Here is a 25,529-nt window from a genome sequence, read left to right as displayed (position 1 = left end):
AGGGCAGAATGACACGCCACGAGACCTTTCCAACCGCGCGCCTGGCGACCGTGCGTCCCATATCCGTGGCGATCCTCGCCATGGGGGGCCAAGGCGGCGGTGTTTTATCCGACTGGGTGGTCGCGCTGGCCGAGGCCCAGGGCTGGGTGGCGCAGTCGACATCCGTGCCCGGCGTTGCGCAGCGGACGGGCGCGACGATCTATTACGTGGAAATGCTGCCGGCGCAGGACGGGCAGGCGCCGATCCTGTCGCTCATGCCCACGCCCGGCGATGTCGATGTCGTCCTGGCTGCCGAGTTCATGGAGGCCGGCCGCTCCATGCTGCGCGGCCTCGTCACGCCCGAGCGCACGACGCTGATCACCTCCAGCCACCGTTCCTTCGCCGTCGGCGAGAAGGAAAAGCCTGGCAACGGCATCGGTGATCCGCGCGTCGTGGTGGAAGCCGCGGGCATCGCCGCCAAGCGCATCATTGCCTTCGACATGGAGACGCTCGCCACCAAGAACGGCAGCGTCATATCCGCGGCGATGTTCGGTGCGCTCGCCGCCGCCGAGGTGCTGCCCTTCCCGCGCTCGGCCTTCGAGGATGCCGTCAAGGCGGGCGGCAAGGGCGTCGATGCCAGCCTGCGCGCTTTCTCGGCGGCCTATGATCGGACGCGCGAGAAGCCGCGCGATACGGTCAGCGGCGAGCCCGAGAAGGCACTACCGCCTTTGCCGGACCATGTCGGCCACGCGGCGCTCGACGCGCTTGTCACGCGCATCCGCAAGGAGCTGCCCGCCGAGGCCCATGCGATGGCCTTCGCCGGCGTCAAGCGCCTTGTCGACTATCAGGACGTCGCCTATGCCGGGGCTTATCTCGACCGGCTCGCAGCTTTGACCGCCCTCGATGCCGCCCATGGCGGCGCCGCGAAGGGTTTCGCGTTCACCACCGAGACCGCGAAATATCTCGCGGTTGCCATGGCCTATGACGACGTCATCCGCGTCGCCGATCTCAAGACCCGCGCGAGCCGTTTCGATCGGGTGCGGCGCGAGGTTGGCGCGAAGGGTGACCAGATCGTCTATACGACCGAATATATGCATCCGCGCATGGAGGAGGTGGCGGGCACGCTCCCGGCGGGCCTCGGCCGCTTCCTCGAAGCGCGGCCGAAGCTGTTCCGGGCGATGGACCGCCTCGTCAACCGCGGCCGGCGCGTGCGCACCGGCACGATCGGCTGGTTCCTCAGCCTCTACGTCGTCGCAAGCCTCAAGCCGATCCGTCTCCGCACCCTGCGGCACGAACGGGAAATGGCCCATGTCGCGCATTGGCTCGACGTGGCAACCACGGCCCTGCCGCAGGATTACGACCTCGCGGTCGAGGCGATCGCCTGCCGGCGCCTGGTCAAGGGCTATTCCGACACCCATGCGCGCGGCCAGTCCAAGTTCGACCGGGTCCTGGCAGCTGTCCCCATGCTCACGGCCAAGCCTGAGGGCGCGGCCTGGCTGCGGCGCCTGAAGCAGGCGGCCCTCATGGACGAAGAGGGCAAAGCCCTGGACGGCGCGCTCTCGACGGCGGAAAGCGCCTATCGGTAGATCGCCATCGGTGCCATCAGCCGCGCCGCGCGGCCTCGATGGCGGCGACGTCGATCTTCCTCATATGCATCATCGCCTCGAAGGCACGCTTCGCTTCACCGCCCCCGGCCGCCAGGGCCTCGGTCAGGACGCGCGGCGTGATCTGCCAGGAAATGCCCCATTTGTCCTTGCACCAGCCACAGGCGCTCTCCTGGCCGCCATTCCCCACGATGGCGTTCCAGTAGCGGTCCGTCTCTTCCTGATCGTCGGTGGCGATCTGGAAGGAGAAGGCTTCGTTATGCTTGAAGGTGGGCCCGCCATTCAGGCCGAGACAGGGAATGCCGGCGACTGTGAAGTCGACCGTCAGCACATCCCCGGCCTTGCCTGAGGGGTAATCGCTCGGCGCATGGTGGACGGCATGCACGGCGCTGTCCGGAAAAGTCTCGGCATAGAAGCGGGCGGCAGCCTCCGCGTCCTTGTCGTACCAGAGGCAGATGGTGTTCTTGGCGATTGCCATTGCTTGTCCTTTCGCGTTTCCTCGCGCGTTTGTCCAACGGTCAGTCGCACACGCGGCCGACATGCCCCAAGCTCAAAGTTCTAAACCCCAAAGGGTCGACTGCGAAAGGCGAACGCGCTCGCCAGGTTCGGCGTTCCGCGATTATGCCGGGAAGCCTTGGAGCCCTCAGCGCCACATGCCACGCATCTGGGCACCGATGTCGATGCGGACGTTACGGGCCTCGGAACGGGCTGCACCCTCGTCGCGGACAGCCGGCCAGGCGCTCACCTCGAAGCGTGCGAGCAGGCTCGACGGAATGAAGCGCGTGCGCGAGGCATAGACATGCCGGTCGCCCTGCGGGTTCTGTCCATAGGTGAAAAAGCGTTGCGGAACAACAAGATGCAGGCTGTCCTTCGCGCGCGTCATGGCGACATAGAGCAGGCGGCGCTCCTCCTCGACCTCCTCCTTCGTGCCGGCAGCGAGATCAATCGGGATGCAGCCGTCGACGGTGTTGAGCACGAAGACCGACGACCACTCCTGACCCTTGGCGGAGTGGATCGTCGACAGGATGAGATAGTCCTCGTCGAGATGCGGCACGCCGGGCTCATCGCTTGTCGCGTCCGGGGGATCGAGGGTCAACTCCGTGAGGAATCGCTCGCGCGAGGGATAGCCGGCGGCAATCTGCTCCAACTGCAGGAGATCGGCAGCGCGCATCGTCGCATCCTCATGCAGACGCTCGAGATGCGGCTCGTACCAGCGGCGGGCCCGTTCGATGTCAGCCGGCCAGGCGGCGTCGCCCCGGCCGATGGTCGTGAGCATGGCGACGAAGGACGCCCAGTCGTCGCCGGCGCGCGGCGGCGTCGGCAGCGTCGGGAGCAGGGTGAGCGGCTGGTCCGCGCTGGCGAGCGCATCGAGCACGCGCTGCGCGGTGCCCGGTCCGACGCCTGGCAGAAGCTGCATGGCGCGGAAGCCCGCGACGCGGTCGCGCGGATTCTGCACGAAACGCAGAATGGCCAGGATATCCTTGACATGGGCCGCATCCAGGAACTTCAGCCCGCCGAATTTCACGAAGGGGATATTGCGGCGCGCCAGTTCGATTTCGAGCGGCCGGCTGTGATGGGTGGCGCGAAACAGCACCGCCTGCTGCTTCAGCCTGGCGCCGCCCTCCCGGTTGGCAAGCACGGCCTCCGCGATATAGCGCGCCTGGTCGGCCTCGTCGCGGACCGTGACAAGCCGTGGCTTCTCCGCGGAGCGGCGCTCCGTCCAGAGGTTCTTGGTGAAGCGCTCGCTTGCGAGATCGATGACGCCGTTGGCGGCCGCGAGAATGGGCTCTGTCGAGCGATAGTTGCGGTCAAGCGTGATGATCCGCGCGGGCGGGGTGAAACGCCTGGGGAATTCGAGGATGTTGCGGACCGTCGCCGCCCGGAACGAGTAGATCGCCTGCGCGTCGTCGCCCACGACGGTGAGGCCATCCCCTGTTGGCTTCAGCGCCATGAGGATGGACGCCTGTAGACGGTTCGTGTCCTGATACTCATCGACCATGACATGGTCGAAGCGGCCGCCGATATCCTCAGCCAGAACGGGATGCGCGGCCGCGCGCGCCCAGTAGAGCAGCAGGTCGTCGTAATCGAGGACGTTCTGCGCCTGTTTGGCGGCGACATAGCCGGCGAAAAGGTCCCGAAGCTCCTCGGCCCAACTGGCGCACCATGGGAAGTAGCGGCCGAGCACGTCCTCCAGGGGCGCCTCGGCATTGATGGCCCTGGAGTAGATGGAAAGACATGTGCCCTTGGTCGGGAAGCGTGTCTCGGTGCGGGAAAAGCCGAGCTCGTGGCGGACGAGGTTCATCAGATCCGCGGAATCCTCGCGGTCATGGATCGTGAAGGCAGGGTCGAGGCCGATCTCTTGCGCATAGTCGCGCAAAAGACGCGCCCCGATGCCGTGAAAGGTCCCGGCCCAGGTCAAGGCATCCGTCAGCGGCTGGGCATGGGCCGGCAGCACGCGATTGCAGATGCGCTCGACGCGGCGGGCCATTTCGGCCGCTGCCCGCCGTGAGAAGGTCATCAAAAGGATACGCCGGGGGTCGGCGCCGCCGACGATGAGATGGGCGACGCGGTGGGCGAGCGTGTTGGTCTTGCCGGAACCGGCGCCGGCAATGATGAGGAGCGGCGGTGCGATGGTCGCCTTCGCGTCCACAACGCCATGCTCGACAGCCTGCCTTTGTTCCGTATTCAGGGTTTCGAGATAGGCTGCGGCCGCTGACACAATCACATCTTCCTGCGAATCATCCTGAGATCGCCAGCCTGCAGGTTCACAAATTCTCGTTTTGTTCGCAACGCAAAGGATCGCGCGCGTAAACCTGCGCTGTGGCCGGGCCGGCAGGCCCCGATCTGTGGGCGGCGCGGCGTGATCAGCGCCTGCGGCGGCGTTGGCGAAAAGCCAGTTGACTCGCTGTGTCTCCGAATTATAGTTTAACGATAAATCAAACGCCGAGGCAGCCAAGGTTCGAGCGGCCGGCGGGTTCGAACAGCCAAGCATTGACCGAGTGTGTGATGACCGAGACCAGAATTGAGGCTTACCCGTCGTTGTGCGATCTCAGGGAGCGCTTCTTCAGCGCCCTTCTGTCGGACGTGCTGGACGATCTGGGCTATGTGAACCAGGCCATGCCCCACACCATCCGTCCCCTCGACGAGGCGAGTGTCATGGTGGGACGGGCGCGTACCGCGCTGTATCTCGAGGTCTACGAGCGCCCGCAGCCGGGCGAGAACCCCTATGAGCTCGAGATCACGCTTGTGGACAGCCTCGAGCCGGACGAAATCCCGGTCTTTGCCTGCGGCCTATCGGGCCGGATCGCCCCGTGGGGCGGGCTTCTCAGCACGGCCGCCAAATTCCGCGGCTCGGCGGGTGCCCTGATGGATGGCTGCGTCCGCGACACCCGCGAAATCAGGGCCCTCGCATATCCCGTCTTCCATGGCGGCATCGCGCCCGTCGACTCCAAGGGCCGGGGCAAGATCGTCGCGCTGGACGTCGGGATCGAATGCGCCGGTGTCAAGGTGTCGAGCGGCGACCTCGTCTTCGGCGACGTGGACGGCGTCGTGGTCGTGCCGAAGGCCGTCGAAGCGGACGTCATCCGGCGAGCCTCAGACCGCCTCAAGGGTGAGCGCAATACCATGGCCGAGCTCGCGGCGGGCGAAACCCTCGCCAATGTCTTCGCCAAATTCGGAATTCTCTGAGCCGTTCCATTTGCCGTATCCGGCGCCGGCCGCGCCGCACCAAAGATGCCGAAGGGCACATCACATCAAACGAGATAAAGGGGATGAAGATGGCACGTATCAAGGCGCGACTTCTGGCCTGCACTGCGGTTGCGGCTGGCCTTCTGAGCTGGGGGGTGGCCGCGGCGCAGGCTGAGATCTGCGGCCGAAAGGGCGGCGATCTCGTTTTCGGCATGGAAGCCAAGCTCAGCACGCTCGATCAGCATGTGAACGCGGCGAATGCCACACGCAATGTTGCGATGAATATCTTCGAGACCTTGATGACGCGCGACGAGAACATGGCTCCCGTCCTCGACCTCGCGGATTCACTCGATATCAGCCAAGACGGCAAGACCTATACCTTCAAGTTGCGCCCCGGCGTGAAGTTTCACAACGGCAAGCCGCTGACATCGGCCGATGTCGCCGGGTCCTTCGCCCGCTACAAGCGCATCGGTATCGATCGCTCGGCGCTCGACGCGATCGATCGCTGGGAAACGCCCGATGACGCGACCTTTCGCATTATCCTGAAGGAGCCCCGCGCGACCTTCCTCGAGAGCATCTCGGCCTCGACCGTGCCGATCGTGATCGTGCCGGCCGATCAGTCCAATGCCGAGCCGACGCAACTGAAACCCATCGGGACAGGACCTTTCGAGCTCGTCGAGTTCGTCGCCGACAGCCATGTCAAGGTGAAGCGTTTCGACGGCTATGTACCGAACAAGTCGCTCAAGGGCATTTCGGGCTTTGCCGGGCAGAAGGAGGCCTGCCTCGATACCGTCACCTTCCGCACGCTGGCCGAACCCGGCGCACGCACGGCGGCGCTCGAAACCGGCGAGGTGCAGATCGTCGAGGACGTGCCGACGCTCTCGCGCGAACGGCTGTCGAAGAACAAGGATATCAAGGTCGTTCAACTCGACTATGCCGGCCTGAACCTGACTTATCCCAATTTCTCGCAGGCGCCGACCGATAATCTGAAGGTGCGCCAGGCTATTCTCGCCTCGCTGAACATGGAAGACATCATGGATGCGGCGAGCGACGGCGCTTTCAGCCTCAATCCGTCCTTCCAGTTCCCGGGTCAGACCTATTACAGCGAAGCCGGCAGCCAGCTCTACAACCAGAACAACCCCGAGAAGGCCAAGGCCCTCCTGAAGGAAGCCGGCTACAAGGGCGAGAAGGTGGTGCTGCTCACGACGCGCGATATTCCGCGAGCCTATACGACAGCACTTGTGATGTCCGAGCAGATGAAGGCCGCCGGCATCAATGCGGAACTTCTGGTTCTCGACTGGCCGACGGCGCTCGGCATGAGCGTCAACGACACCAAGGGCTGGAATTTCTTCTTCACGACCTGGATCACCGTCACGGCGCAAGGCGGGGCCCAGTCCCTGCGCAATCTGGCCGATCCGTCCAACGTGCATAAGCCGGTTGGCAACAAGTCCGACGAAGACTTCATGGAGCAATTCAGAATTCTATCGTCGAGCCCGGATCTCGAGAAGCGCAAGGAGGCTTTCGCCAAGGCGCAGGCCCGCGTGTTCGATCAGGTCATGGCGATTCCGTTCGGGGCCATTCCGAAGATCCAGGCGACGCGCGCCAATGTCGAAGGCTACATTCCCTTCTTCAACACGCGCGTCTCCAATGTCTGGCTGAAACAATAAAAGCGTAACATTCGCGCGGCGATAAGGATCGGCATGACAGCGGAGTTCCCATGCTAGCTTATGCTCTGAGGCGCATTGCTCAGGCGGTGCCGATCCTGTTCCTCGTCAGCCTCATCTCCTTCGGCATCATGCAGCTGGTGCCGGGCGATCCGGCAGCTATGCTTGCCGGCCCCAATGCAACGCCCGCCGAACTGGCGCAACTGCGGCAGAATCTCGGGCTGGACAGATCCTTTCTCGTCCAGCTCGGCATCTTCTACGGCAATCTCCTTCACGGTGATCTCGGCCATTCGCTCATTCTCGGACAGCCGGTCCTGGAGACGGTTATCGAGCGTTCACCGATCAGCATATCGCTGGCGATCTATTCGCTCGTGCTGACGATCTTGTTTGGAATTTCGATCGGCATGGTCGCCGCGATGCGCCACAATCGCATCCTCGACCAGATCGCCATGGTGATCGCCCTCATCGGGGTCTCCGTGCCGAATTTCTGGCTCGGCCTCGTCATGATCGTGCTGTTCTCGGTCCAGCTCGGCTGGCTGCCGACCGGCGGCTATGTTCCCTTTACCGAGGATCCACTCGGCTGGCTGCGTGCCGCGACCATGCCGGCGGTTGCCATGGCCCTCATGCAGATCGGCCTGCTCGCACGGCTCACGCGTTCGACCATGCTGGAAATCCTCGGGCAGGACTACATCCGCACGGCGCGCGCCAAGGGCCTGCGCGAAACCACGATCATCGTCCGCCACGCCATGTCGAACGTGCTCATGCCGATCGTCACGGTCATCGGCATGATCCTGTCCGTTCTTCTCTCCGGCTCGGTCATCGTGGAGACCATCTTCGCGGTTCCCGGCATTGGCGCCCTCCTGGGCAACGCCATTCTCGCGCGCGACTATCCGATGATCCAGGGCGGCTTGCTCTTTGTCGCCTCGGCCCTTCTCCTACTCAACATTGCGGTTGATCTCATTTATGCATGGCTTGATCCGCGGGTGCGCCTCCAATGACACTGGTGACTGATATGGCAGGCGCGGCAGCTCTCGTTGAACGCCGATCGTTCTGGAAAAACCGGACGGTCCGCAGGCTCCTGCGCCACCGCTCCTTCATGATCGGGATGGCGCTCTGCCTCCTGGTCACCGTGCTTGCGGTGCTCGCACCGGTGATCTCGCCGTTCGATCCGGCGCGGATGTCGATCCGCAACCGCTTCCAGCTCCCCTCGGGCACGTACTGGCTCGGCACCGACAACCTCGGCCGCGACATCTTCAGCCGCATCGCCTGGGGCGCCCGCTTCAGCCTCGCGATCGGCCTCGGCGTCGTGCTGCTGAACGCCGTGTTCGGCGTCCTCCTCGGCGCGCTCGCCGGCTACTATCGGCGCCTCGACGGTATCCTGATGCGCCTCGCCGATGCCTTGATGGCCTTCCCCTCGGTTCTCCTTGCCATCGGCATCGCCGCGGCGATGGGGCCGTCGGCCATGACGGCGGTGATTTCGCTGGCCGTCGTCTATATTCCCCGTACGGCCCGCATCCTGCGCTCCTCGGTGCTTGTCGTGAAGGAAATGGAATATGTGCAGGCGTCGATCGGCGCCGGTGCCCATGACATCCAGATCCTTTGCCGGCATATCCTGCCGAACTGCATGGCGCCGCTCATCGTGCAGCTCAGCTTCGTCTTCGCCTATGCTGTCCTGTCCGAAGCGGTCCTGAGCTTTCTCGGCCTTGGCTCGGCCCCGTCCGTGCCGAGCTGGGGCATGATGATCGCGGAGGGACGCAGCTATATCCGCGAGGCGGCGTGGCTGACGATCTTTCCCGGCGTCGCGATCGCGGTCACCGTGCTTGGCCTCAACCTGCTCGGCGATGGCCTGCGTGACGTCCTCGACCCGCGCGTGAAGCTCCACGACTGAGGTGGGCTTCGCGCCAACCGCGGAACACAAAAGGCCCGTGTGATGCTCATCACGCGGGCCTTGTTCGCTGGAGCATGCCGATCTTCCGCGGAACCTCGATGTCATCCCGGAAACGGCAAAGCCGTTGTCCGGGATCCAGAAACGATGCCGCTCCAACAAGGGCGCGCGGTGCTCCAAGGCCGGCGGTTATTCACGAAGCGTACCGGTTCTGGATCCCGGTCCCGAGCTTGCGCTCGTCCCGGGATGACCCACGCGCGTTGTCTTTCAAGGTCGATCGGACCTACGGCGGAATAGCGGGGCGATGCCGCCCCGCTCCGCGTTCATCCCCGCAGATCGCGGACGAGCTTGATGGCGGCCGCGCGGAACATCGCCTCTGCCTCCGGTCCCACGAAACAGGCGAGTTCCGTCTCGTAGCCGCCTTCGCCATAGGAATGGGCGAGCGGGAGGTATCCCTCCGTGCCGTTGGTGTAGCCGCCCGTGAAGGTCGTCGTGAACGGCGACGCCTCGCGGATGGCCATACCGGTTGCCGCAAAGAGCTCGAGCGGCGCGGAGACGAGGGCCGTGTCGCCGATGCGGATCGCGCGGATCTCAATCGGCACCGTCTCCTTGCCGAAAGCCCGACGGGCCATGGTGAGCATGATATCGGCGCGGCGCGCGCGGAAATGCACGTCGGCGATGTCTGCGTGATCGGCGGTCTCGCGGTCGAGCCCCAGGAATTCCGCCCGTGTCTCCGCGGCACGCCGCTCGAGGATGTCGATGGGCTCGAAGGGACGCACCGGCAGATCGACCGTGACCTCTGCAACGGCAAGGGCGGCCGGGGTGTCGGGCAGGATCTCGCGCGTCTTCATGCCGAGTGGCGCGCCGGATTCGACCACATGGCTGAAGACGTCGCGGTGGTTGAGAGGGGAGAGCGCGGTCAGCGCGCTCGCCGCATCGGCCGCGATGCGATTGCCCATGCGCTCGGCGACGCGCACGTCGCCGGTCAGCGCCTCATAGGGGATCTGGTCACCGGCGCAGCCCTGCAGGAAGAGGCAGGTGCCGCCGAGCAAGGCCTCGACCGAACGCTTCATCGCGCCCGGCCATTCGGCGCTGATGGCCGAGTTCTGATGTGCGAGAACGATGGGATGGGTGCCATAGCCGACGAGGCTCGCGATGGTGTTCCCGTCGAGATCGTCGAACCGCAAGACGGTCACGGTCGTATCGCGTTCGCCGCCGGGATTGGGACTGACCACGACGCGGCCCTCGGGCGTGCGGAAGCGCCGATGCACGGTGACTTCGCTGCGCCCGTAGCCGGAGGCGAACCGGGCCGGCTGGAGGGTGTCGCACGCGGCCTTGGCGGCCACGAGAATGGCCTGAATGGTCTTCTCGCGCCAGGCCGGCATCAGGTTCATGCCCGGCAAATCGGCGGAGGCGCCGTTGGTCGTCTCGGCGTTCCAGACCGGCGCGCTGTGGGTATGGGTGAAACCAAGGCTGATATGGGAAACCGGTATGCCGGTCTCCCGGCTCAACTGGCCGCGGATATCGTCCGATACGGACGTCGGCAGGCCGGTCACGTCGATCTCGACGAGCATGACGCGCGTGCCGTCGTTGTCGAGGCAAAGGGCGGTCGCATTGAGAGGAATGTGAATGCGATCGGCCGTCTCACGCGTGCGGGCGCCCCACAACGTGTGAGGGATGCCCACGGGCGGCGTCATATCCTGACGCCCGGTTCCCACTTTCAGCATGTCGTTCTTCCCTATCAGACGTAGTCGCGCGCAACCGGCGCACCACGGCACCCAGCCAAGAAATTGAAGTCGCAGCCCTGGTCGGCCTGCAGGATCTGGTCGATGAACAGGCGCTCGTAGCCGCTGGCGGGCGGTTCCGGCGCGACCCATTCCGCGCGGCGCGCGGCCAGTTCATCGTCGCTGACGTCGAGATTGAGCCGGTTGTTCGGCGCGTCGAGCTCGATCATGTCGCCGTTGCGCACGAGGGCGAGGGGCCCGCCGACCGCCGCCTCCGGCGCCACATGCAGCACCACGGTGCCATAGGCCGTGCCGCTCATGCGGGCGTCGGATATGCGCACCATGTCGGTGACACCCCGCTGCAGCACCTTGCGCGGCAGGCCCATGTTGCCGACCTCGGGCATGCCGGGATAGCCGCGCGGCCCGCAGTTCTTCAGGACGAGGATCGAGCTCTCGTCCACGTCGAGATCGGGATCGTCGATGCGGGCGTGATAGTCGTCGATATCCTCGAAGACGACGGCACGGCCGCGATGGGTAAGAAGCGCGGGTGTTGCCGCGGAGGGCTTCAGGATAGCCCCATTCGGCGCGAGATTGCCGCGCAGCACCATGATGCCGCCGTTGTCGGTCAGGCCGTTGTCGAGCGGGCGGATGACCTCGCTGCTTTCAATGCGGGCATTGCCGTTGTTCTCGGCGATGGTGCGGCCGTTGACGGTGAGGGCATCCCCGTGGACGAGCCCCGCGTCGAGCAGCCGCCGCAGCACGGCCGGCATGCCGCCGGCGTTGAAGAAGTCTTCCATCAGGAAGCGCCCGGAGGGCATGAGATCGACGATCGTCGGCACGTCCCGGCCGAGCCGGTCCCAGTCGTCGAGGCTGAACTCCACCCCGACACGGCCGGCGAGCGCCTGGAGATGGATGACGGCATTGGTCGAGCCGCCGATCGCGGCATTGGCGCGTATCGCGTTCTCGAAGGCCTTGCGGGTCAGGATCTGCGACATCCGGAGATCATCCTTGACCATCTCCACGATCCGCCGGCCGCTCATGAAGGCGAGCACGCGGCGCCGCGCGTCGACCGAGGGAATGGCCGCGTTGCCGGGCAGCGTCATGCCCATCGTCTCGGACAGGCTCGCCATGGTCGAGGCGGTGCCCATGGTGTTGCAGGTGCCGGGAGAGCGGCTCATGGCGCTTTCCGCTGCCGTGAATTCCTCCTCGGAGATGGCGCCGGCGCGCATCTCCTCGCTCAGGCGCCAGACATCCGTGCCGGAGCCGAGCATGCGGCCCATGAAGCTGCCGCTCAGCATCGGTCCGGCGGAGACGAGAATGGCCGGCAGGTCGCAGCTTGCCGCCCCCATCAGGAGCGCGGGGGTGGTCTTGTCGCAGCCGACAAGCAGCACAACCCCGTCGACGGGATTGGCGCGGATGCCTTCCTCGACCTCGATCGCCGCGAGATTGCGGAACATCATCGCCGTCGGCCGCATGTTGGATTCGCCGAGCGACATCACCGGAAATTCCACGGGAAAGCCACCGGCTTCATAGACGCCGCGCTTCACCTGCTCCGCGAGGTCGCGCAACTGGCCGTTGCAGGGGGTTAGCTCCGACCAGGTGTTGCAGATGCCGATGACCGGACGGCCATCAAAAAGATGGGGCGCGAAACCCTGGTTCTTCATCCAGCTGCGATGAATGAAGGCACCCTTCTCATGCCCGCCGAACCATTCGGCGGAGCGCAGGCGTTTTCGTGTTCCGGACATGGAAGCCTCGTTGGAAGGCACGTTCTTTGAACGGCATCTTCCAAGAAGTCTAGAGATGATTTATCGTTAAATCAAGATCGCTTCCAGAGGCTGCGCGGAAAAGGGATGGCAAGGTCATGGCGAAGCATTGTAGATGAATTCGATGAGCAAGAAGCCCGTTGCTGCGCGCCAGACACAGCCGAGCCTGCGCCATGTGGCGGCGCGTGCGAACGTGTCCGTGATGACCGTGTCCAACGTGATCAACGGGCGGATGGCGCGTGTCGGCAAGGAAGTCGCGGAGCGTGTGCGCGCCGCGATTGACGAGCTGGGCTACCGGCCGCAACGCAGCGGCCGCAGCCTGCGCCTCAAGCGGGAATTCGCGCTCGGGCTGACGGTGATGCATCCGGACCGGCGCTTCCTCGACGATCCCTATATCACCCAGGTCGCAGCGGGCATGAGCAATCACCTCGCGACGATCGGCTATGGCCTCATGGTCAATGGCCTGCAGGATCGCGAGGCCTTGGCTGCCTTCGTCGGCCGCAGCACGGGCTATGACGGTTTCGCCGTCATGGTGTCCGGGGGGCGAGACGAACGCCTATCCACGTATCGAACGCTGGCACAGCTCAATGTCCCGATGCTGATCGTCCAGGATCTGCCGCCCGAGGACCTGCCCGCGGCAAGCTCGGTGCGCCAGGATGACAGGGGCGGGGCCGCCGCGCTCACCGAGGAATTGTTGCGCCTTGACGTCCGCCGCCTGCTCTGCGTCATGCCACGCCAGATCTGGCCGGGGACGGAGCAGCGCGCCGCCGGGATCGCCGATGCGACCCGCGCCCGGATCGCCGAAGGGCAGCTCGTGGTCGACTACCTCACGTCGCATGAAGAAGATTTCGAAACATCGGTCGAGGAGATCGCGCAGCGGCTCAGCCAGGGTCCGGCGCCCGACGCGATCATGGGGGGCAACGACCAGCTCGGCCTCGCAGCCATTCAGGCGTGTACACGCTGTGGTTTCGCCGTGCCGCGCGATATCATGGTCACCGGCTTCAACGCCTTCTGGTTCCGTAAATTCTCGACGCCCGTCCTCAGCAGCGTGACGTCCCCGGCCTATGAGATAGGGCTGGAAGCCGCGCGCATGCTGGTGCGCACCATCGATGGCGAGGAACCCGGCGGCCAGCACAAGCTCCTGCCCGTCCATCCCGCTGCGGGTGGATCGATCCGGCCGGCTGCCGAGCCTAAGTTCGGCATCCGTGATGGCGAGGCAACCGCCGCGGCCGGCGAGGGCCATTCGAGCGGATGTCGGTAGCCGCGCCGCGTTCGGACAGGTTTTAAGGTGCGGCGTTTCGATCTCCACCGTTCATCGTTCTTCTGGAAGGGATCATGGAGCGTCTTGATTGCAACCGCATGTTCGTGGCGGTGCTCGACGCCGGCAGCTTCGCTGCCGCCGCGCGACGGCTCGGCACCAGCAGCGGGCACGCCTCGAAGCTCATCTCGAAGCTCGAGGCCGATCTTGGTGTCCAGCTCATCAAGCGAACGACGCGGGCCCTGTCGCCCACGGAGGTCGGCCAAGCCTATTATGAGCGCATCAAGCCGTTGCTCGATGAGTTCGATGCGCTCGACGCCTCGGTCCGCAACGCCTCCGGCGCGCCGGCGGGACGTCTTCGGCTGACCGCGCCATTGTCGTTTGGCGCCACGCAGCTCGTCCCGGTCCTCCTGGCCTTCGCGCAGGCCTTTCCGGATATACAGCTCGATGTCGATTTCTCCGATCGCGTCGTCAATCTCGTGGACGAGGGTTTCGACGCCGCGATCCGCATCGGCAAGCCGGAGGACAGCAGCCTCATCGCGCGCCGGCTGTGCGACGTCAGGGTCGTTCCGCTCGCCGCGCCCGCCTATCTCGACGCGCGGGGCACGCCCCTCCATCCCGATGATCTCATCGGCCATGAATGCATCATCGACGCGAATTTTCGGGATCCCTTGACCTGGCCGTTCCGACGGGAAGACGGCACCACACTGCTCGTCCCGGTCGCGGGACGCCTGCGTTTCTCCAACGGCGAGGCTTGCCTCGCCGCGGCCGAAGCCGGTTTCGGGATCGCCTATGTGCCGAGCTTCATCGCCGGCCCGAGCATCCGCGCGGGGCGGGTCCGTCCGCTGATGCCCGATATGGAAATGCTGCCGCACGGCCTTTTCGCCCTCTATCCCCCCGGCCGGCATCTCGCGCTGAAGGTGCGCGCACTCGTCGATTATCTCGTCACATGTTTTCGCGGCAAGCCCGCCTGGGACGAGGGGTGGTAGCGGCGGGCGCCGCAGGATTGCTTCCAATTTGGAAAGAAAGAGCGCCATTCGGGCCCGCTAATCATGGCCCGACGCCGGGGGCATTCTCTTCGCGTCAACGCAATTGTCCCGCCGAAGGAAATGGACCATGTCCGATTCGCGTACCGCGCCTTATGCCGCCCTCGTTCTGCGCCTTGTCCTGGGCGCGCTCTTCCTGGCGCATGCCGGGCTCAAGCTCTTCGTTTTCACGCCCGCAGGAACGGCCGGCTTCTTCGGCTCGCTCGGTCTTCCCGGATGGCTCGCCTATGTCACCATTGCCTGGGAGTTGGTGGGCGGCCTGGCCTTGATCCTCGGCATCTGGCCGCGCCTTGTCGCCATCGCGCTCATTCCGGTCCTCGTCGGGGCGATCGTGACCGTGCACGGACCCGCGGGCTTCTTCTTCACCAATCCGAAGGGTGGCTGGGAATTTCTCGGCCTGTGGATCGCCGGCCTCTTCGCGCTCGCCTTGATCGGCGATGGCCCGATGGCTCTCAAGCCGACCACCGCGCGCCAGGCCAGATAACCATCGCCCTTCGCAGAGACTACAGCGCCCCTCGCGCGGAGAATCCCGCGGCGCGGGGCGCACCGCCGCCCGAAACCAGGAGCCTGCATCATGACAACGCCATCAACGCTCGCCACAGGTCGGCTTGACATGGGTCGGCTCGAGATGGGTCGGCTCGAGATGGGCCGTGTCGCGCTGACCGTCAACGATCTCGACTCGGTCAGCGCGTTCTATCAACGTGCTGTCGGCCTCCATCTCCTGCGCGGCGACGGCGAAACGGCCGAGCTCGGCGCCGGCGAGGCGGTGCTGCTGGAGCTGCGCCGGGACAAGGCGGCGCGCCGTCGTTCCGCCCGCGAGGCCGGGCTGTTCCATACCGCCTTCCTGTTGCCGTCGCGTGCGGATCTCGGGCGCTGGACTCGAAATGCCGGCAGTATCCGCACGGCCATCGTCGGCGCGTCCGATCATGACGTCAGCGAGGCGATCTATCTGTCCGATCCGGAAGGCAACGGCGTTGAAATCTATGCCGACCGGCCAGCGAGCACATGGCATTGGGCGGACGGCGGCGTCGCGATGTCGACGAAACCGCTCGATATCGAGGATCTTCTTGCAAGCGCCGGCGACGAGCCGTGGACGGGTTTCCCGGATGGCGGAAAGGTTGGCCACGTGCACTTGCAGGTCGGCGCTATTGCCCCGGCGGAAGCGTTCTACAGCGATGTACTGGGGCTCGACATCACCTGCCGTTACCAGGGCGGCACGTTCTATGCCGCGGATGGCTATCACCACCATATCGCCACCAATATCTGGAACAGCCGGGGTGCGACGGAACGCACCTATCCGTCGACGGGACTGGCCGATTTTGAGATCCATGTCGGCAAAGCACGGCTTGCGGCGACACGCAGTCGTGTCGCAAACCCCAGCGCCGCCTCGCCCGAGCGCCTCGACCTGCGCGACCCGTGGGGCACAGCGATCACGCTGCTCGCAGGCTGAGCAGAGCGAGGAGGGGCGGAGCGGATAGATGCGGGGCAACCCGAGACGAAAACTCGTGCTGCCCCGCGGTTCATAGGGATCGGGCGGTCGATCGACAGTCTCTTTCGATGGCTTTGCCCGATCCTGTCGGACGGAGCAGTTCAGCAACCGACGCCCCGCACAGTGTCATCGCGGGCCGGCACACGGCCGGCCCTGGACGCATGCCCTCACTTCGTCTTGGCAATCCAGGCCGCAAAGCCGTCGATGAACGTATTCAGAAAGGCCTTCGTGTTGTCGTCGGCCACCTCATTGGCGCCGTCAAAGAGCTCCGGCTTGTAGGTGAAATAGACCTCGGGCTGACCCAGCAGGGCCATGCCGCAGACCGTGACGAGCCCCTTGAGCTCGTTCTGGGCCACCGCCGCGCCGATCGCGCCCGGCGAGGCCCCGATGATCGCCGCGGGCTTGCCCGCCCAGGAGTTCTTGCCCCACGGCCGCGTCCCCCAGTCGATCGCATTCTTGATCGCCGGCGAGTAGGTTCTGTTGTATTCAGGCGTCACGAAGAGGACGGCATCGGCCGCCTCGACCTCGTTTTTCATCCGCAGCACGGCATCCGGCGGCGACTGCCAGAGATCATCGTTGTAGAGCGGCAGATCGCCGATCTGCACGAAGCTGAAGTTCAGGCGATCGCTCGCCAGTTTGCCGATGCTCTCGGCGAACTTGCGATTGATGGAGTCCCGGCGCAAGGACCCAACGATGACGGCGACATTCTGCATGGCAAGCTCTGTATAAAATGGAGACTCAGTCTATATTAGAGACTGAATATAACCCCGCAAGACGGCACTTTGCCGTTACCGAGGCACCTTCATGGAACCGATGGCCGCTCCTTCACCCGGCAAATGCCACAAGGCCAATGAAGTCATAGCGCTGATCGGTGACAAATGGACGGTGCATATCGTCATGCAGCTCGCGACCGGCAAGAAGCGTTTCAGCGAGATCGAACGGTCTGTTGACGGCATTTCGCGCAAGATGCTGACGACGACGCTGCGCGGTCTGGAGCGTGACGGCTATGTGACGCGCGAGGTTTTCCCGACGATTCCCCCGCGCGTCGAATATGAGCTGACCAACTTCGGGCGCGAGCTCTCCTGTCCGCTGCGCGCGCTCGGGGATTGGGCCGCGGCCAACCACGATCGGGTTCTGGCGGCGCGGCGCGCCTATGACAACCGCGTGGAGGACTGACATGTCCAACAGCGATCCCTTTGATCTCACACGCTTCGTTGAGGCGCAGGTCGGCGTTTTCGATGTCGCGCTGGCCGAGCTGCGCAGCGGCCGCAAAGCCAGTCACTGGATGTGGTTCATCTTTCCGCAACTGCGAGGGCTCGGCCATTCCCCGCGTGCCCAGTTCTATGGTCTCGCTTCGCTCGAAGAGGCGAGCGCCTATCTCGCGCATCCCCTTCTCGGGCCGCGGCTCCTGTCAGCGACAGACGCCGTGCTTCAGCACGCGAGCCTGACGGCGCATGCCATCTTCGGTTCGCCGGATGACGTGAAGTTTCACGCGTCGATGACCTTGTTTGCGCGGGCGAGCGGCGACCCGAAGGCGCCCTTCGAAGAGGCGATCGCGGCCTTTTACGGCGGAATTCCCCATCCCGGCACCCTCGACCTCCTCGCGCATTGAGGCGACACCGGCACGGCGGCGAAAAGCGCAAAGCGGAAAGCGCTTAGAAAGATTGCGGTGAGCGCATATTTGCGTAGACTTGCATCACGATTTGCGAAGTGCAGGCCAGCGTGACCCAACGAAAGAACCAGAACGATCTTGCCAAGGCGCTGGGTGTCTCTGTCAGCACGATATCGCGGGCGTTGTCGGACGCTCCGGGCATCAGCGAGGATCTGCGCGAACGTGTCCGCCGGCTGGCACGGGAGATGGGCTATGAGGCGCGGGGCGGCAAGGGCGGCAGTTCTCGCCACGTCCACGCCTATGTGACCCTCGACCGGACGACGGATGGCCTGACCGGCTTCTACGACGGAATCGTCAAGTGGATGATCGCCGAAGCGCGCGTGTCATCCATGACGATCGAGGTGCGTCTCGCCGACGATCGTACCGAGGATATCAGGCGCATCGCCGATGATGTCGCGCGGCAACGCGTCGAGGCGGTCTTCCTGGTGGGTATCGACCCGCCCGCCGAACTCGCCCAACTCCTGCTGGACCGCAAGGTCCCCACCGTTCTGGTGAATGGTGCAGACCCCGACATGCGTTTCGACTGTGTCACCCCGTCCAATTTCTATGGCGCCCAGATGGCGGCGCAGATCCTGATGCAACAGGGACATCGCTCCTTGCTCTATGTGTCCGGACATTTGCGCTGGACGACCCTGCAACGCCTGCGGGGATTCAAGACGGCCGTGGCCGATCGGCCCGAGGCACAGCTTTCGGTGGTGACGCTGGCCGCACCGACCCGCGACCAGGTGGAGCGCGTTGTCGATGCCCTGCAAGACGGCCGCGCACCCACGGCAATCTTCTGCATCAACGACCTCTATGCCGTCAGCGTCATGCAGGCCTTGCATGCCCGCGGCTACGACGTGCCAGGCGACGTGTCGGTGCTGGGCTTCGACGACCTGCCCTTTGCCGAACATGTCACGCCGCGGTTGTCGACCTTTCGCGTCGCGCGACGGGACATCGGCCGGCAGTCGGTGCAATTGATGGCGCGGCGGCTTGCGGATCCCGAGGCGGTCAGGCTGCAGGTGGAGGTCGGCGTGGTGCCGGTGACGGGGCAGACCGTCGCCGCGATCGGGCCCGTCGCCTGACGGCGCGCGGAGCGACGCGTCAGCCCTTGACCGCTCCCGCCATGAAACTGCCCATCACCCGGCGCTGGGTGGCGAGGAACAGGACGACCACAGGCACGACGGTTATCGTTGCCAGCGCCATCGTCGCCTGGAAGTCGACGCCATATTCGCTGTTCAGGGCGGCAAGCGCGACCGGCAACGTATAGGTGTTCGGGCTCGTCGACAGCACCATGATCGGGAACCACTGCTTCCAGTTCATCAGGAAGGCGATGAGCACGGCCGTGAGAATGACCGGCCGCGCGATCGGCAGGATGATGAGCCGCAAGATCTGCCATTCGCCGGCGCCGTCGATGCGCGCGGCCTCGATCATTTCATGGGGAATTGTCCTGAAGAACTGGACGAAGATGAAGAAGACGAGCGGCACGAGGCTCATCACCAGCACGATGCCGAGCGTGCTCCCCAGTAGCCCAAGCTTGTACGAGACGAAATACAGCGGAATGACGAGCAGCATGTTGGGATACATGATCGTCAAGAGGAAGCCGTAACGCAGGCTCGTGAAGAGCGGCAGGCGCGGATTGCGATAGAGCGCGTAGGCGCCAAGTCCCATCACGCCGACGCCGATGGTGGTCGCGAGCACGGTGATGAGAACGGAGTTCCACGCGAAGGTGGACAAGGCGGTGCCGCCGATCGTCGCGAGGCTCTTGAAGGCGGTCGTATCGAAATGCTCCGGCAGGAGGCGCATGGGTGCCGACAGGATCGCCTCCTGCGTGCGGAAGGAACTGACGACCATCCAGAAGAACGGATAGATGAAGATGGCGGCGATGAGGATGGCGACGGCATACAGGATGACGGTAACCGGGCGTGATGTCGGCGCCGCAGTGAATTCCGCGTCACTCATCGGTTCGCACTCCGCTCGAGATAGGCATAGGCGCTGGCGGCCAGGCCGAAGACGATGACGAATAGAATGGTCGCGATGGCTGTTGCCTCGCCGTATTGCGCGCCTGTGAACTTCGTATAGGCATAATAGGAAATGAAATTGGTCGAGAAGTTCGGCCCGCCCTTGGTGATGACGAAGATGACGGTGAAGGTTTTCAGAAACTCGATCAAGGCGTAGACGGTATTGATTGTAATAGCGGGGCGCAGTTGCGGTATCGTGACGTAGATCAGCCGCTGCCAGCCGTTGGCCCCGTCGATCTGCGCGGACTCGTCCAGGGTCCTGTCGAGCAGTTGCAGATTGGTCAGGAAGATCAGGGTGTAAAGACCCACATGCTGCCACGCCTCGACGATCAGCAAGGTCGCGAAGGCACTGACGGGCCGGGTGACACCCGGAAACGGCGGCAGACCGAGGCTGAGCAGCGTGTGGTTCACGATGCCGAAATTCTGGTTGAACATCCATTTCCAGACGATGAAGCTCGCGACATCCGGGGTAATCACCGGCAGAAATATCGCGAGCTTGAAGAGTGTTCGTCCACGCCGCAATGCGGGATGCGCGAGCAGGACGGCAAGTCCGATCGCGGCGGACACGTTGATGGAAACGGCAAGCACTGTATAAAGCAGGGTGCGCCACAGCGACGATTGAAACGTCGTGTCCGCCAGCACGGATCGGAAATTCTCCAGTCCGACATAGACGGGTGCGTCGCTCAGAGCCGTGCTCGAATCGGTGAAGGCGATGCGAATACTGTCGGCGATCGGCCAAAGACCGAAGAGGATGGTCATGACCGCGAAGGGCGCAAGAAAGAGATACAGCGTGGCGTATTGGCCAGCGTTTCTCGGCTTTCTCGAAAGCCGTTCGGCCGGAACCCGATGAAGAGCGACGGATGACATAGGTTTCCTTTAGGCCAAACGACGTTCAGCGTTCTCCGCTGTCATGGCCGGGCTCGTCCCGGCCATCCCGATACATCGAGGCGCCATTCCGGTCGGGATCACCGGGACAAGCCCGGTGATGACGGTGGGAACTCTTGCAGCAAGTCTTACGGCAATTCTTGAATTTCGATGCGGGCTAAGCCAAACGCTGCATTTTCAGGACATGCCGCACCCACATCTCGGTGAGGCCTGGGGTTCTAGCCCTTCTTCTGAAGGCTTGCCTGCTCCTTGCGCAATGCATCAGCCGTTGTCTTGATCCAGGCATTCCAATCAGCCGGCGGGTTGTTCACGGCCTCGATGAGATGCTTGTAATAGGCCTCCTGGAGCTTGAGATACCAGGGAAATTTGGCTGCGGCGAAATCATCCATCTGAAGCTTGCTCGCCTCGACGAACGGCTTCAACCCTGGTGTCAGGCCGGCCGTGTCGAGATCCCCGCGCAGGCTCCCGCCCATATTGTTGAGCGAGATCTGCTGCGCGCCTTTCGATACGATGAACTTGACGAAGTCCTTGGCCGCATCCTTGTTCTTCGCATTCTCGGGCACCGCCATGCCGCGCACCGAGCCGACGACCATCGCGCCCGGCCCCGGCCCGAAGGTCGGATATCCGCCAACCACATAGTCTCCGGCGGGCGGCGACTTGTCCCACTTGCCGACATTCCAGTTGCCCACACGGAACATGCCCACACGGCCGCCCTCGATGAGCTGGTACATGTCCGTGAAGGTGTGGTTCACGGTTTCCGGCGAGACGAGCTTATAGTCCGTGAAAAGCTTCAAGTATTCGATCGTCGCTTTCGCGACCTCCGGCTGATCGATGATGATCTCGCCCTTGTCGTCGATGACCGGATGCGGCAGCCCATTGCCGTAGACCAGCAGGCTGATCCCGGCATTGATCATCGATGCGGCGTCACCCGCCTGCATCGCGATGCCAAACGTATCCTTGCGGCCGTTCCCGTCGGGATCCTCGTCTTGGAATTTCTTCGCGACGCGCAGCACGTCGTCCCAGGTCTGCGGATAGGGTTCCCCCACCTTCGCGAGCCAGCTCTTGCGGACACCAAGGCCCGTCATGGTGCGCTGGAAGGGAACTTGCAGAAGGCGATCCTGATAGGTGGAGGCCGCGAGATCGGCCGGAGAGATCGCCTTCCTATCGTCTGCGGACAATTGCTCGAGCTGCGGCTTCAGATCCGAAAGTTTCCGTGTCGTCTGCTGGATCTGCACGATACGCGGGTTGTCATTGAAGATGATATCGGGCGCCGTATTCGTATTGAGCGCGGCAATCGTACGGCTGAACCACTGGTCGGTCGGCATGGACAGCGATTTGATCGTGACGTTCGGGTGCTCCTTCTTATAAAGCTCGCTCATCTGCTCGATCATGCGCAGTCCGTCGTCGCCCTTGTCATGCCAGATCATGATCTCCTGCGCATGGGCGAAGGTGGCCGCGGCAAGAGCAATGCTCCCCGCAGCGCTTGCGATCGTCAAACGGACAATACCCCTCATGGCGTTCTCCCCTATCGGCAACGGCCGGCTTGCTGCGGGCTTCAATCTCGACACTGATCATTCTTACGCAAATTTTCCTGTCAACGAAAAGTTGCGCAAATTGTGATTTTATGCTGATCTGGCCTCGACATTCGTGCAGGCTGTCAGCTATGAAACCTATGCAGTGCTTTATGGAACAGCGACTTGAGCGCGATCACGGCGAGTTTGCGAAATTACGCAAATTCGTGATCGAGGCGCGTTCCGCCGAGCCCCGGCTGATCAGACCATCGATGAACAAAGGCCATGGGGCGCTATGACGCTTTTCCTGCGTGGCGAACAGGGACGAAACACATGACGATCGATCTGCGCCGGTACATCGCCCATGCGGAAGCCATTGTTGCCAACCACGCGATCGCGCCGGGCATCTACCGCCGCTGGAATACGCAGGCGGAGGATGGTTCGCGAGACCTCGGGATCAATCCTTACGGATGTGCCGACGCGGCCAATATTCTCTACACGATCGGACGTTTCCCGCGCGAGCCGGAGGTGCGCGCCTGCTGGGTGGAGGCGCTTCAGGGGCTGCAGTCACCCGAAAGCGGGCTGTTCGAGGAGCCGACGCACCATCCTATCCACACCACCGCGCATTGTATCGCCGCGCTCGAGCTGTTCGACGCGGGGCCGTCGCATCCGCTCACCGCGTTGCGCCGCTACACCACGGCTGAGGGCATGCGGGACTTCGTCGCCTCCCTGGATTGGCGGGGCAATCCATGGCGCGAGTCCCATCGCGGGGCGGGCCTCTATGCGGCGCTGGTCCTCGCCGAGGAGGTGGATCTCGCCTGGCAGGATGCTTATTTCGCCTGGCTCTGGGACAATACGGATCCGGCGACGGGCCTCCTCGCTGGCCGCGACCTCCCTCGCATCAGCCACAGCGGCACGACAACGATGGTGCCGCATATGGCGGGCACGTTCCACTATCTCTTCAACATGCAATATGCGCGACGGCCCATGCGCTATGCGGAGCGACTGATCGACAGTTGCCTGGAGATGGAAGCGGAACGGCAGTTCCCGCTCGGAGAGCGCATCGGCTTCGCCGAGATCGACTGGTTCTACTGCATGAACCGGGCGCTGCGCGCCTGCGATCACCGTTTCGGTGAGGCCAGGAGCGCGATGGAAAGGCTCGCGCGACGTCTTGGCGAATACGTCGTGTCGCTCGATCCCGGAACCGACGACGGGCTGAACGACCTGCATGCCCTGTTCGGTAATCTCTGTGCCTTTGCGGAAGTGCAGCAGGCGCTGCCGGGGCTGGTCATCACCGATAGACCCTTGAAGCTCGTGCTCGATCGTCGCCCCTTCATATAGGGCCTCTGCCATGTCTCCCTATGCCACGGCTTTTTCCTCGCTCGGCTGCCCGGACCTGGAGCTCGATGCGGTCGCGCAGCTCGCCAAGCGGCACGGAATCGCGATGCTCGAACTGCGCGCCCTCGGCGGCCAGGTCGATCTGCCGGCCTATTTTGCGGCGCGCTATGGAACGCCCGCAGAATTGCGCGTCGCAGCGAAGAAGCTTGACGTTCCGGTGGTTGCGCTCGGTACATCCTTGCGGCTGATCGGCAATACGGAAGAAGATCGCGAGAGGTTCCTGGCTTATATTGACTGGGCTCGCGCTCTTGATGCGCCGTTCCTGCGCGTGTTCGACGGTGGCACCCACGGCGATCGCGCGGAACTGGAGAGCGCGGGAGAGACGCTGGCCTGGTGGGAGGCAGAGCGGGCGCGCCTCACTACGCCCGTCGACATCATCGTCGAAACCCATGACAGCCTTGCTGAGCCCGACGTGCTCGAGGCCTTCGCCGTCCGCTATCCCGGTTGCAAACTGTTATGGGATACGCACCACACATGGCGCAGAAGCGGGGAACTGCCGTCCCGGACCTGGGCGCGGATCGGCCCGGCCATCGTCCATATGCATGTCAAGGACAGCATCACCGCGCCGGACACCCGTCACGGCTATCGCTATGTGCCCTTGGGCGAGGGCGAGTTTCCACTGTCAGATCTCCGCGACGTTCTGCGCGAGTCAGGATTTTCCGGGGTTGTCAGCCTCGAATGGGAGCGCCTGTGGCACCCCGCGCTTGCGCCCTTGGAGGAGGTGCTTCCCGCCTTCCGGTCATTGTTCGCGGCCTGACGCGGAGGATCCGAGGCGATCTGACGCCGGCCATCGCGACGCCGCCAGCCTGCAAGCCAAAGACGCCGACCCGTCGCAGCGATCGCGCCGGCATCGTTCCAATCCCATTTCCCCGCATCCAGAAGCGACAGCGTGCCATGCACCGCCCCACTCCTGCCCACCCCCCGCTTGCCCGCCCGACCCTTGCCTTCGCCTTCGACCCGGAGCGTTATGACGGCGCATTGGACAGCCACGACCTCGGACGGCTGGCCTCCATTGCCGATATTCTTGACGACGCGCCCATGCAGACCTATCGCGACGCGCGCGCGGAGCGACTTCTCGCCCAGGCGGACATTCTCGTGACCGGGTGGAGGGCGCCGCTCCTGGATACGGCTGCCCTGGCACAGGCACCGCGCCTCAGGCTCGTCGGCCACCTTGCGGCGACCGTGAAGCAGTTTCTGCCGGAGGAGGTGTGGGAGCGCGGCATCCAGGTGACGGCCGCCGTCAACGCGGTCGCCCTGCCTGTCGTTGAATTCACCCTGGCGGCGATCACCTTCGCCGGCAAGCGCGCCTTTGCCCAGTCGCAACGCTATCGGCAGCATCGTGAGATCGCCTATAGCGGCCGCACGACCCATGATTGCGGGCTCCTCGGCAAGACAGTCGGGATCGTCGGTGCGTCACGGGTTGGGCTGCGCGTCCTCGAACGCCTGCAGGCTTATGACGTCGAGGTCCTCGTCTATGATCCGTTCCTCGCGCGCGAGCACGCCATCGCCTTGGGCGCGGAGAAGGTCGACAGCCTCGATGACATGATCGGGCGCTGCGATATTCTGTCCGTCCACGCGCCCATTACGGATGAAACCATCAATATGCTGGACGCGCGGCGTCTGGCCTTGCTCAAGGACGGCGCGACGCTGATCAATACGGCGCGCGGCATCCTCATTGACCACGCGGCGCTCGTGCGCGAACTGGTCTCCGGCCGCATTTGCGCAAGCCTGGACGTCACGCACCCAGAGCCCTTGCCGCCGGATTCGCCGTTGTTCGATCTTCCCAATGTCTTCCTGACGCCCCATATCGCCGGCCCGCAGGGCAGCGAACGCAAGCGCATGCTGACCGCCATCGTCAATGACATCGAGCGCTATGTCGCGGGAAAGCCGCTGCTTGGTCAGATTGCGCGAGCCTCGCTGGCGCGCATCGGATGAGACCCTGGCACGGTCGCGCGCGCCGCAGG

Annotated in this window: 23 protein-coding genes; 15 read left to right on the top strand and 8 right to left on the bottom strand. The window is 64.2% G+C overall.

The window, feature by feature from the left end; genetic code table 11:
- The first annotated feature begins 8 nt into the window (after positions 1 to 8).
- Entirely contained in the window at positions 9 to 1,565 is a 1,557-nt protein-coding gene (locus C7450_RS25525) for an indolepyruvate oxidoreductase subunit beta family protein (RefSeq protein ID WP_110377297.1), read from the top strand.
- Positions 1,566 to 1,581: 16 nt separating this feature from the next.
- Here C7450_RS25525 and C7450_RS25520 read toward each other — a convergent pair whose 3' ends face one another.
- Together C7450_RS25520 and C7450_RS25515 are read right to left on the bottom strand one after the other, a co-directional pair.
- Positions 1,582 to 2,055 carry a VOC family protein gene (locus C7450_RS25520; RefSeq protein ID WP_110377466.1) on the bottom strand — a complete coding sequence of 158 codons (474 nt, stop codon included), beginning with the start codon at positions 2,053 to 2,055 and terminating at the stop codon, positions 1,582 to 1,584.
- A gap of 171 nt (positions 2,056 to 2,226) precedes the next feature.
- Positions 2,227 to 4,302, bottom strand: a complete 2,076-nt coding sequence (locus tag C7450_RS25515; protein WP_245450114.1) for an ATP-dependent helicase — start codon at positions 4,300 to 4,302, stop codon at positions 2,227 to 2,229.
- 287 nt (positions 4,303 to 4,589) lie between these two features.
- On the opposite strand from C7450_RS25515, the gene C7450_RS25510 reads away from it, so the two are divergent.
- The 4 genes from C7450_RS25510 to C7450_RS25495 all read left to right on the top strand — a co-directional run bounded on the left by C7450_RS25510 (position 4,590) and on the right by C7450_RS25495 (position 8,822).
- The gene (locus C7450_RS25510) at positions 4,590 to 5,270 is read left to right on the top strand and encodes an RraA family protein (RefSeq protein WP_110377295.1); all 681 of its coding nucleotides are present in this window, start codon (positions 4,590 to 4,592) and stop codon (positions 5,268 to 5,270) included.
- 89 nt (positions 5,271 to 5,359) lie between these two features.
- Positions 5,360 to 6,937 carry an ABC transporter substrate-binding protein gene (locus C7450_RS25505; protein ID WP_170147431.1) on the top strand — a complete coding sequence of 526 codons (1,578 nt, stop codon included), beginning with the start codon at positions 5,360 to 5,362 and terminating at the stop codon, positions 6,935 to 6,937.
- A 50-nt stretch (positions 6,938 to 6,987) separates the two neighbouring features.
- Complete coding sequence (locus C7450_RS25500; protein WP_110377293.1) at positions 6,988 to 7,932, top strand: ABC transporter permease; 945 nt, start codon at positions 6,988 to 6,990, stop codon at positions 7,930 to 7,932.
- Positions 7,929 to 8,822, top strand: coding sequence for an ABC transporter permease (locus tag C7450_RS25495; protein WP_425351259.1), 894 nt, complete (start codon positions 7,929 to 7,931; stop codon positions 8,820 to 8,822). Before C7450_RS25500 ends, C7450_RS25495 begins: the two co-directional genes overlap by 4 nt.
- 320 nt (positions 8,823 to 9,142) lie before the next feature.
- On the opposite strand, the gene C7450_RS25490 is transcribed toward C7450_RS25495, so the two are convergent.
- The gene (locus C7450_RS25490) at positions 9,143 to 10,546 is read right to left on the bottom strand and encodes a neutral/alkaline non-lysosomal ceramidase N-terminal domain-containing protein (protein ID WP_110377292.1); all 1,404 of its coding nucleotides are present in this window, start codon (positions 10,544 to 10,546) and stop codon (positions 9,143 to 9,145) included.
- A 14-nt stretch (positions 10,547 to 10,560) separates the two neighbouring features.
- A complete protein-coding gene (locus C7450_RS25485; protein WP_110377291.1) occupies positions 10,561 to 12,288 on the bottom strand; it encodes an IlvD/Edd family dehydratase in 1,728 nt (575 codons plus the stop codon).
- A gap of 142 nt (positions 12,289 to 12,430) precedes the next feature.
- On the opposite strand from C7450_RS25485, the gene C7450_RS25480 reads away from it, so the two are divergent.
- The 4 genes from C7450_RS25480 to C7450_RS25465 all read left to right on the top strand — a co-directional run bounded on the left by C7450_RS25480 (position 12,431) and on the right by C7450_RS25465 (position 16,060).
- Positions 12,431 to 13,567 (top strand): LacI family DNA-binding transcriptional regulator, encoded by a 1,137-nt coding sequence (locus C7450_RS25480; protein ID WP_170147430.1) that lies wholly within the window; start codon positions 12,431 to 12,433, stop codon positions 13,565 to 13,567.
- Positions 13,568 to 13,641: 74 nt separating this feature from the next.
- The gene (locus tag C7450_RS25475) at positions 13,642 to 14,553 is read left to right on the top strand and encodes a LysR family transcriptional regulator (protein ID WP_110377289.1); all 912 of its coding nucleotides are present in this window, start codon (positions 13,642 to 13,644) and stop codon (positions 14,551 to 14,553) included.
- Between the two features lie 127 nt (positions 14,554 to 14,680).
- Positions 14,681 to 15,094: a DoxX family protein gene (locus C7450_RS25470; protein WP_110377288.1), complete on the top strand. Its 414-nt coding sequence runs from the start codon at positions 14,681 to 14,683 to the stop codon at positions 15,092 to 15,094.
- A 90-nt stretch (positions 15,095 to 15,184) separates the two neighbouring features.
- Positions 15,185 to 16,060, top strand: a complete 876-nt coding sequence (locus tag C7450_RS25465) for a VOC family protein (protein ID WP_245450113.1) — start codon at positions 15,185 to 15,187, stop codon at positions 16,058 to 16,060.
- Positions 16,061 to 16,266: 206 nt separating this feature from the next.
- Here the strand turns inward: C7450_RS25465 and C7450_RS25460 are convergent, their stop codons facing one another.
- Positions 16,267 to 16,812 (bottom strand): NADPH-dependent FMN reductase, encoded by a 546-nt coding sequence (locus C7450_RS25460; protein WP_110377287.1) that lies wholly within the window; start codon positions 16,810 to 16,812, stop codon positions 16,267 to 16,269.
- A gap of 100 nt (positions 16,813 to 16,912) precedes the next feature.
- Between C7450_RS25460 and C7450_RS25455 the strand changes: the two genes are divergently transcribed.
- The 3 genes from C7450_RS25455 to C7450_RS25445 all read left to right on the top strand — a co-directional run bounded on the left by C7450_RS25455 (position 16,913) and on the right by C7450_RS25445 (position 18,835).
- Entirely contained in the window at positions 16,913 to 17,275 is a 363-nt protein-coding gene (locus tag C7450_RS25455) for a winged helix-turn-helix transcriptional regulator (RefSeq protein WP_110377463.1), read from the top strand.
- 1 nt (position 17,276) lies between these two features.
- Positions 17,277 to 17,711, top strand: a complete 435-nt coding sequence (locus tag C7450_RS25450; protein ID WP_110377286.1) for a DUF1810 domain-containing protein — start codon at positions 17,277 to 17,279, stop codon at positions 17,709 to 17,711.
- Positions 17,712 to 17,821: 110 nt separating this feature from the next.
- Positions 17,822 to 18,835: a LacI family DNA-binding transcriptional regulator gene (locus tag C7450_RS25445; RefSeq protein ID WP_146227531.1), complete on the top strand. Its 1,014-nt coding sequence runs from the start codon at positions 17,822 to 17,824 to the stop codon at positions 18,833 to 18,835.
- 19 nt (positions 18,836 to 18,854) lie between these two features.
- Here the strand turns inward: C7450_RS25445 and C7450_RS25440 are convergent, their stop codons facing one another.
- The 3 genes from C7450_RS25440 to C7450_RS25430 all read right to left on the bottom strand — a co-directional run bounded on the left by C7450_RS25440 (position 18,855) and on the right by C7450_RS25430 (position 22,170).
- Entirely contained in the window at positions 18,855 to 19,712 is an 858-nt protein-coding gene (locus tag C7450_RS25440) for a carbohydrate ABC transporter permease (protein WP_110377284.1), read from the bottom strand.
- Positions 19,709 to 20,638, bottom strand: a complete 930-nt coding sequence (locus C7450_RS25435; RefSeq protein ID WP_110377283.1) for a carbohydrate ABC transporter permease — start codon at positions 20,636 to 20,638, stop codon at positions 19,709 to 19,711. The genes C7450_RS25440 and C7450_RS25435 overlap by 4 nt, the downstream gene beginning before the upstream one ends.
- A 236-nt stretch (positions 20,639 to 20,874) precedes the next feature.
- Positions 20,875 to 22,170, bottom strand: a complete 1,296-nt coding sequence (locus C7450_RS25430) for an ABC transporter substrate-binding protein (RefSeq protein WP_110377282.1) — start codon at positions 22,168 to 22,170, stop codon at positions 20,875 to 20,877.
- Positions 22,171 to 22,500: 330 nt separating this feature from the next.
- On the opposite strand from C7450_RS25430, the gene C7450_RS25425 reads away from it, so the two are divergent.
- From C7450_RS25425 to C7450_RS25415, 3 genes are all read left to right on the top strand, one after another.
- Positions 22,501 to 23,508: a hypothetical protein gene (locus C7450_RS25425; RefSeq protein WP_110377281.1), complete on the top strand. Its 1,008-nt coding sequence runs from the start codon at positions 22,501 to 22,503 to the stop codon at positions 23,506 to 23,508.
- A 10-nt stretch (positions 23,509 to 23,518) separates the two neighbouring features.
- Positions 23,519 to 24,322, top strand: coding sequence for a sugar phosphate isomerase/epimerase family protein (locus C7450_RS25420; protein ID WP_110377280.1), 804 nt, complete (start codon positions 23,519 to 23,521; stop codon positions 24,320 to 24,322).
- Between the two features lie 137 nt (positions 24,323 to 24,459).
- Positions 24,460 to 25,500 carry a hydroxyacid dehydrogenase gene (locus tag C7450_RS25415; protein WP_110377279.1) on the top strand — a complete coding sequence of 347 codons (1,041 nt, stop codon included), beginning with the start codon at positions 24,460 to 24,462 and terminating at the stop codon, positions 25,498 to 25,500.
- Positions 25,501 to 25,529: the final 29 nt, after the last annotated feature.

Origin of the sequence: Chelatococcus asaccharovorans (assembly GCF_003201475.1) — a bacterium.
Lineage (GTDB): Bacteria > Pseudomonadota > Alphaproteobacteria > Rhizobiales > Beijerinckiaceae > Chelatococcus > Chelatococcus asaccharovorans.
This window is presented reverse-complemented; position numbering and strand designations above follow the sequence as displayed.

Excerpts from the sequence above, each read along its gene's own strand:
- C7450_RS25460 (WP_110377287.1), bottom strand. The coding sequence starts at position 16,812 with ATGCAGAATGTCGCCGTCATCGTTGGGTCCTTGCGCCGGGACTCCATC.
- C7450_RS25415 (WP_110377279.1), top strand. The coding sequence starts at position 24,460 with ATGCACCGCCCCACTCCTGCCCACCCCCCGCTTGCCCGCCCGACCCTT.
- C7450_RS25435 (WP_110377283.1), bottom strand. The coding sequence starts at position 20,638 with ATGTCATCCGTCGCTCTTCATCGGGTTCCGGCCGAACGGCTTTCGAGA.
- C7450_RS25495 (WP_425351259.1), top strand. The coding sequence starts at position 7,929 with ATGACACTGGTGACTGATATGGCAGGCGCGGCAGCTCTCGTTGAACGC.
- C7450_RS25420 (WP_110377280.1), top strand. The coding sequence starts at position 23,519 with ATGTCTCCCTATGCCACGGCTTTTTCCTCGCTCGGCTGCCCGGACCTG.
- C7450_RS25510 (WP_110377295.1), top strand. The coding sequence starts at position 4,590 with ATGACCGAGACCAGAATTGAGGCTTACCCGTCGTTGTGCGATCTCAGG.
- C7450_RS25475 (WP_110377289.1), top strand. The coding sequence starts at position 13,642 with ATGGAGCGTCTTGATTGCAACCGCATGTTCGTGGCGGTGCTCGACGCC.
- C7450_RS25430 (WP_110377282.1), bottom strand. The coding sequence starts at position 22,170 with ATGAGGGGTATTGTCCGTTTGACGATCGCAAGCGCTGCGGGGAGCATT.
- C7450_RS25470 (WP_110377288.1), top strand. The coding sequence starts at position 14,681 with ATGTCCGATTCGCGTACCGCGCCTTATGCCGCCCTCGTTCTGCGCCTT.
- C7450_RS25505 (WP_170147431.1), top strand. The coding sequence starts at position 5,360 with ATGGCACGTATCAAGGCGCGACTTCTGGCCTGCACTGCGGTTGCGGCT.
- C7450_RS25485 (WP_110377291.1), bottom strand. The coding sequence starts at position 12,288 with ATGTCCGGAACACGAAAACGCCTGCGCTCCGCCGAATGGTTCGGCGGG.
- C7450_RS25425 (WP_110377281.1), top strand. The coding sequence starts at position 22,501 with ATGACGATCGATCTGCGCCGGTACATCGCCCATGCGGAAGCCATTGTT.
- C7450_RS25525 (WP_110377297.1), top strand. The coding sequence starts at position 9 with ATGACACGCCACGAGACCTTTCCAACCGCGCGCCTGGCGACCGTGCGT.
- C7450_RS25490 (WP_110377292.1), bottom strand. The coding sequence starts at position 10,546 with ATGCTGAAAGTGGGAACCGGGCGTCAGGATATGACGCCGCCCGTGGGC.
- C7450_RS25450 (WP_110377286.1), top strand. The coding sequence starts at position 17,277 with ATGTCCAACAGCGATCCCTTTGATCTCACACGCTTCGTTGAGGCGCAG.
- C7450_RS25465 (WP_245450113.1), top strand. The coding sequence starts at position 15,185 with ATGACAACGCCATCAACGCTCGCCACAGGTCGGCTTGACATGGGTCGG.
- C7450_RS25500 (WP_110377293.1), top strand. The coding sequence starts at position 6,988 with ATGCTAGCTTATGCTCTGAGGCGCATTGCTCAGGCGGTGCCGATCCTG.
- C7450_RS25480 (WP_170147430.1), top strand. The coding sequence starts at position 12,431 with ATGAGCAAGAAGCCCGTTGCTGCGCGCCAGACACAGCCGAGCCTGCGC.
- C7450_RS25455 (WP_110377463.1), top strand. The coding sequence starts at position 16,913 with ATGGCCGCTCCTTCACCCGGCAAATGCCACAAGGCCAATGAAGTCATA.
- C7450_RS25440 (WP_110377284.1), bottom strand. The coding sequence starts at position 19,712 with ATGAGTGACGCGGAATTCACTGCGGCGCCGACATCACGCCCGGTTACC.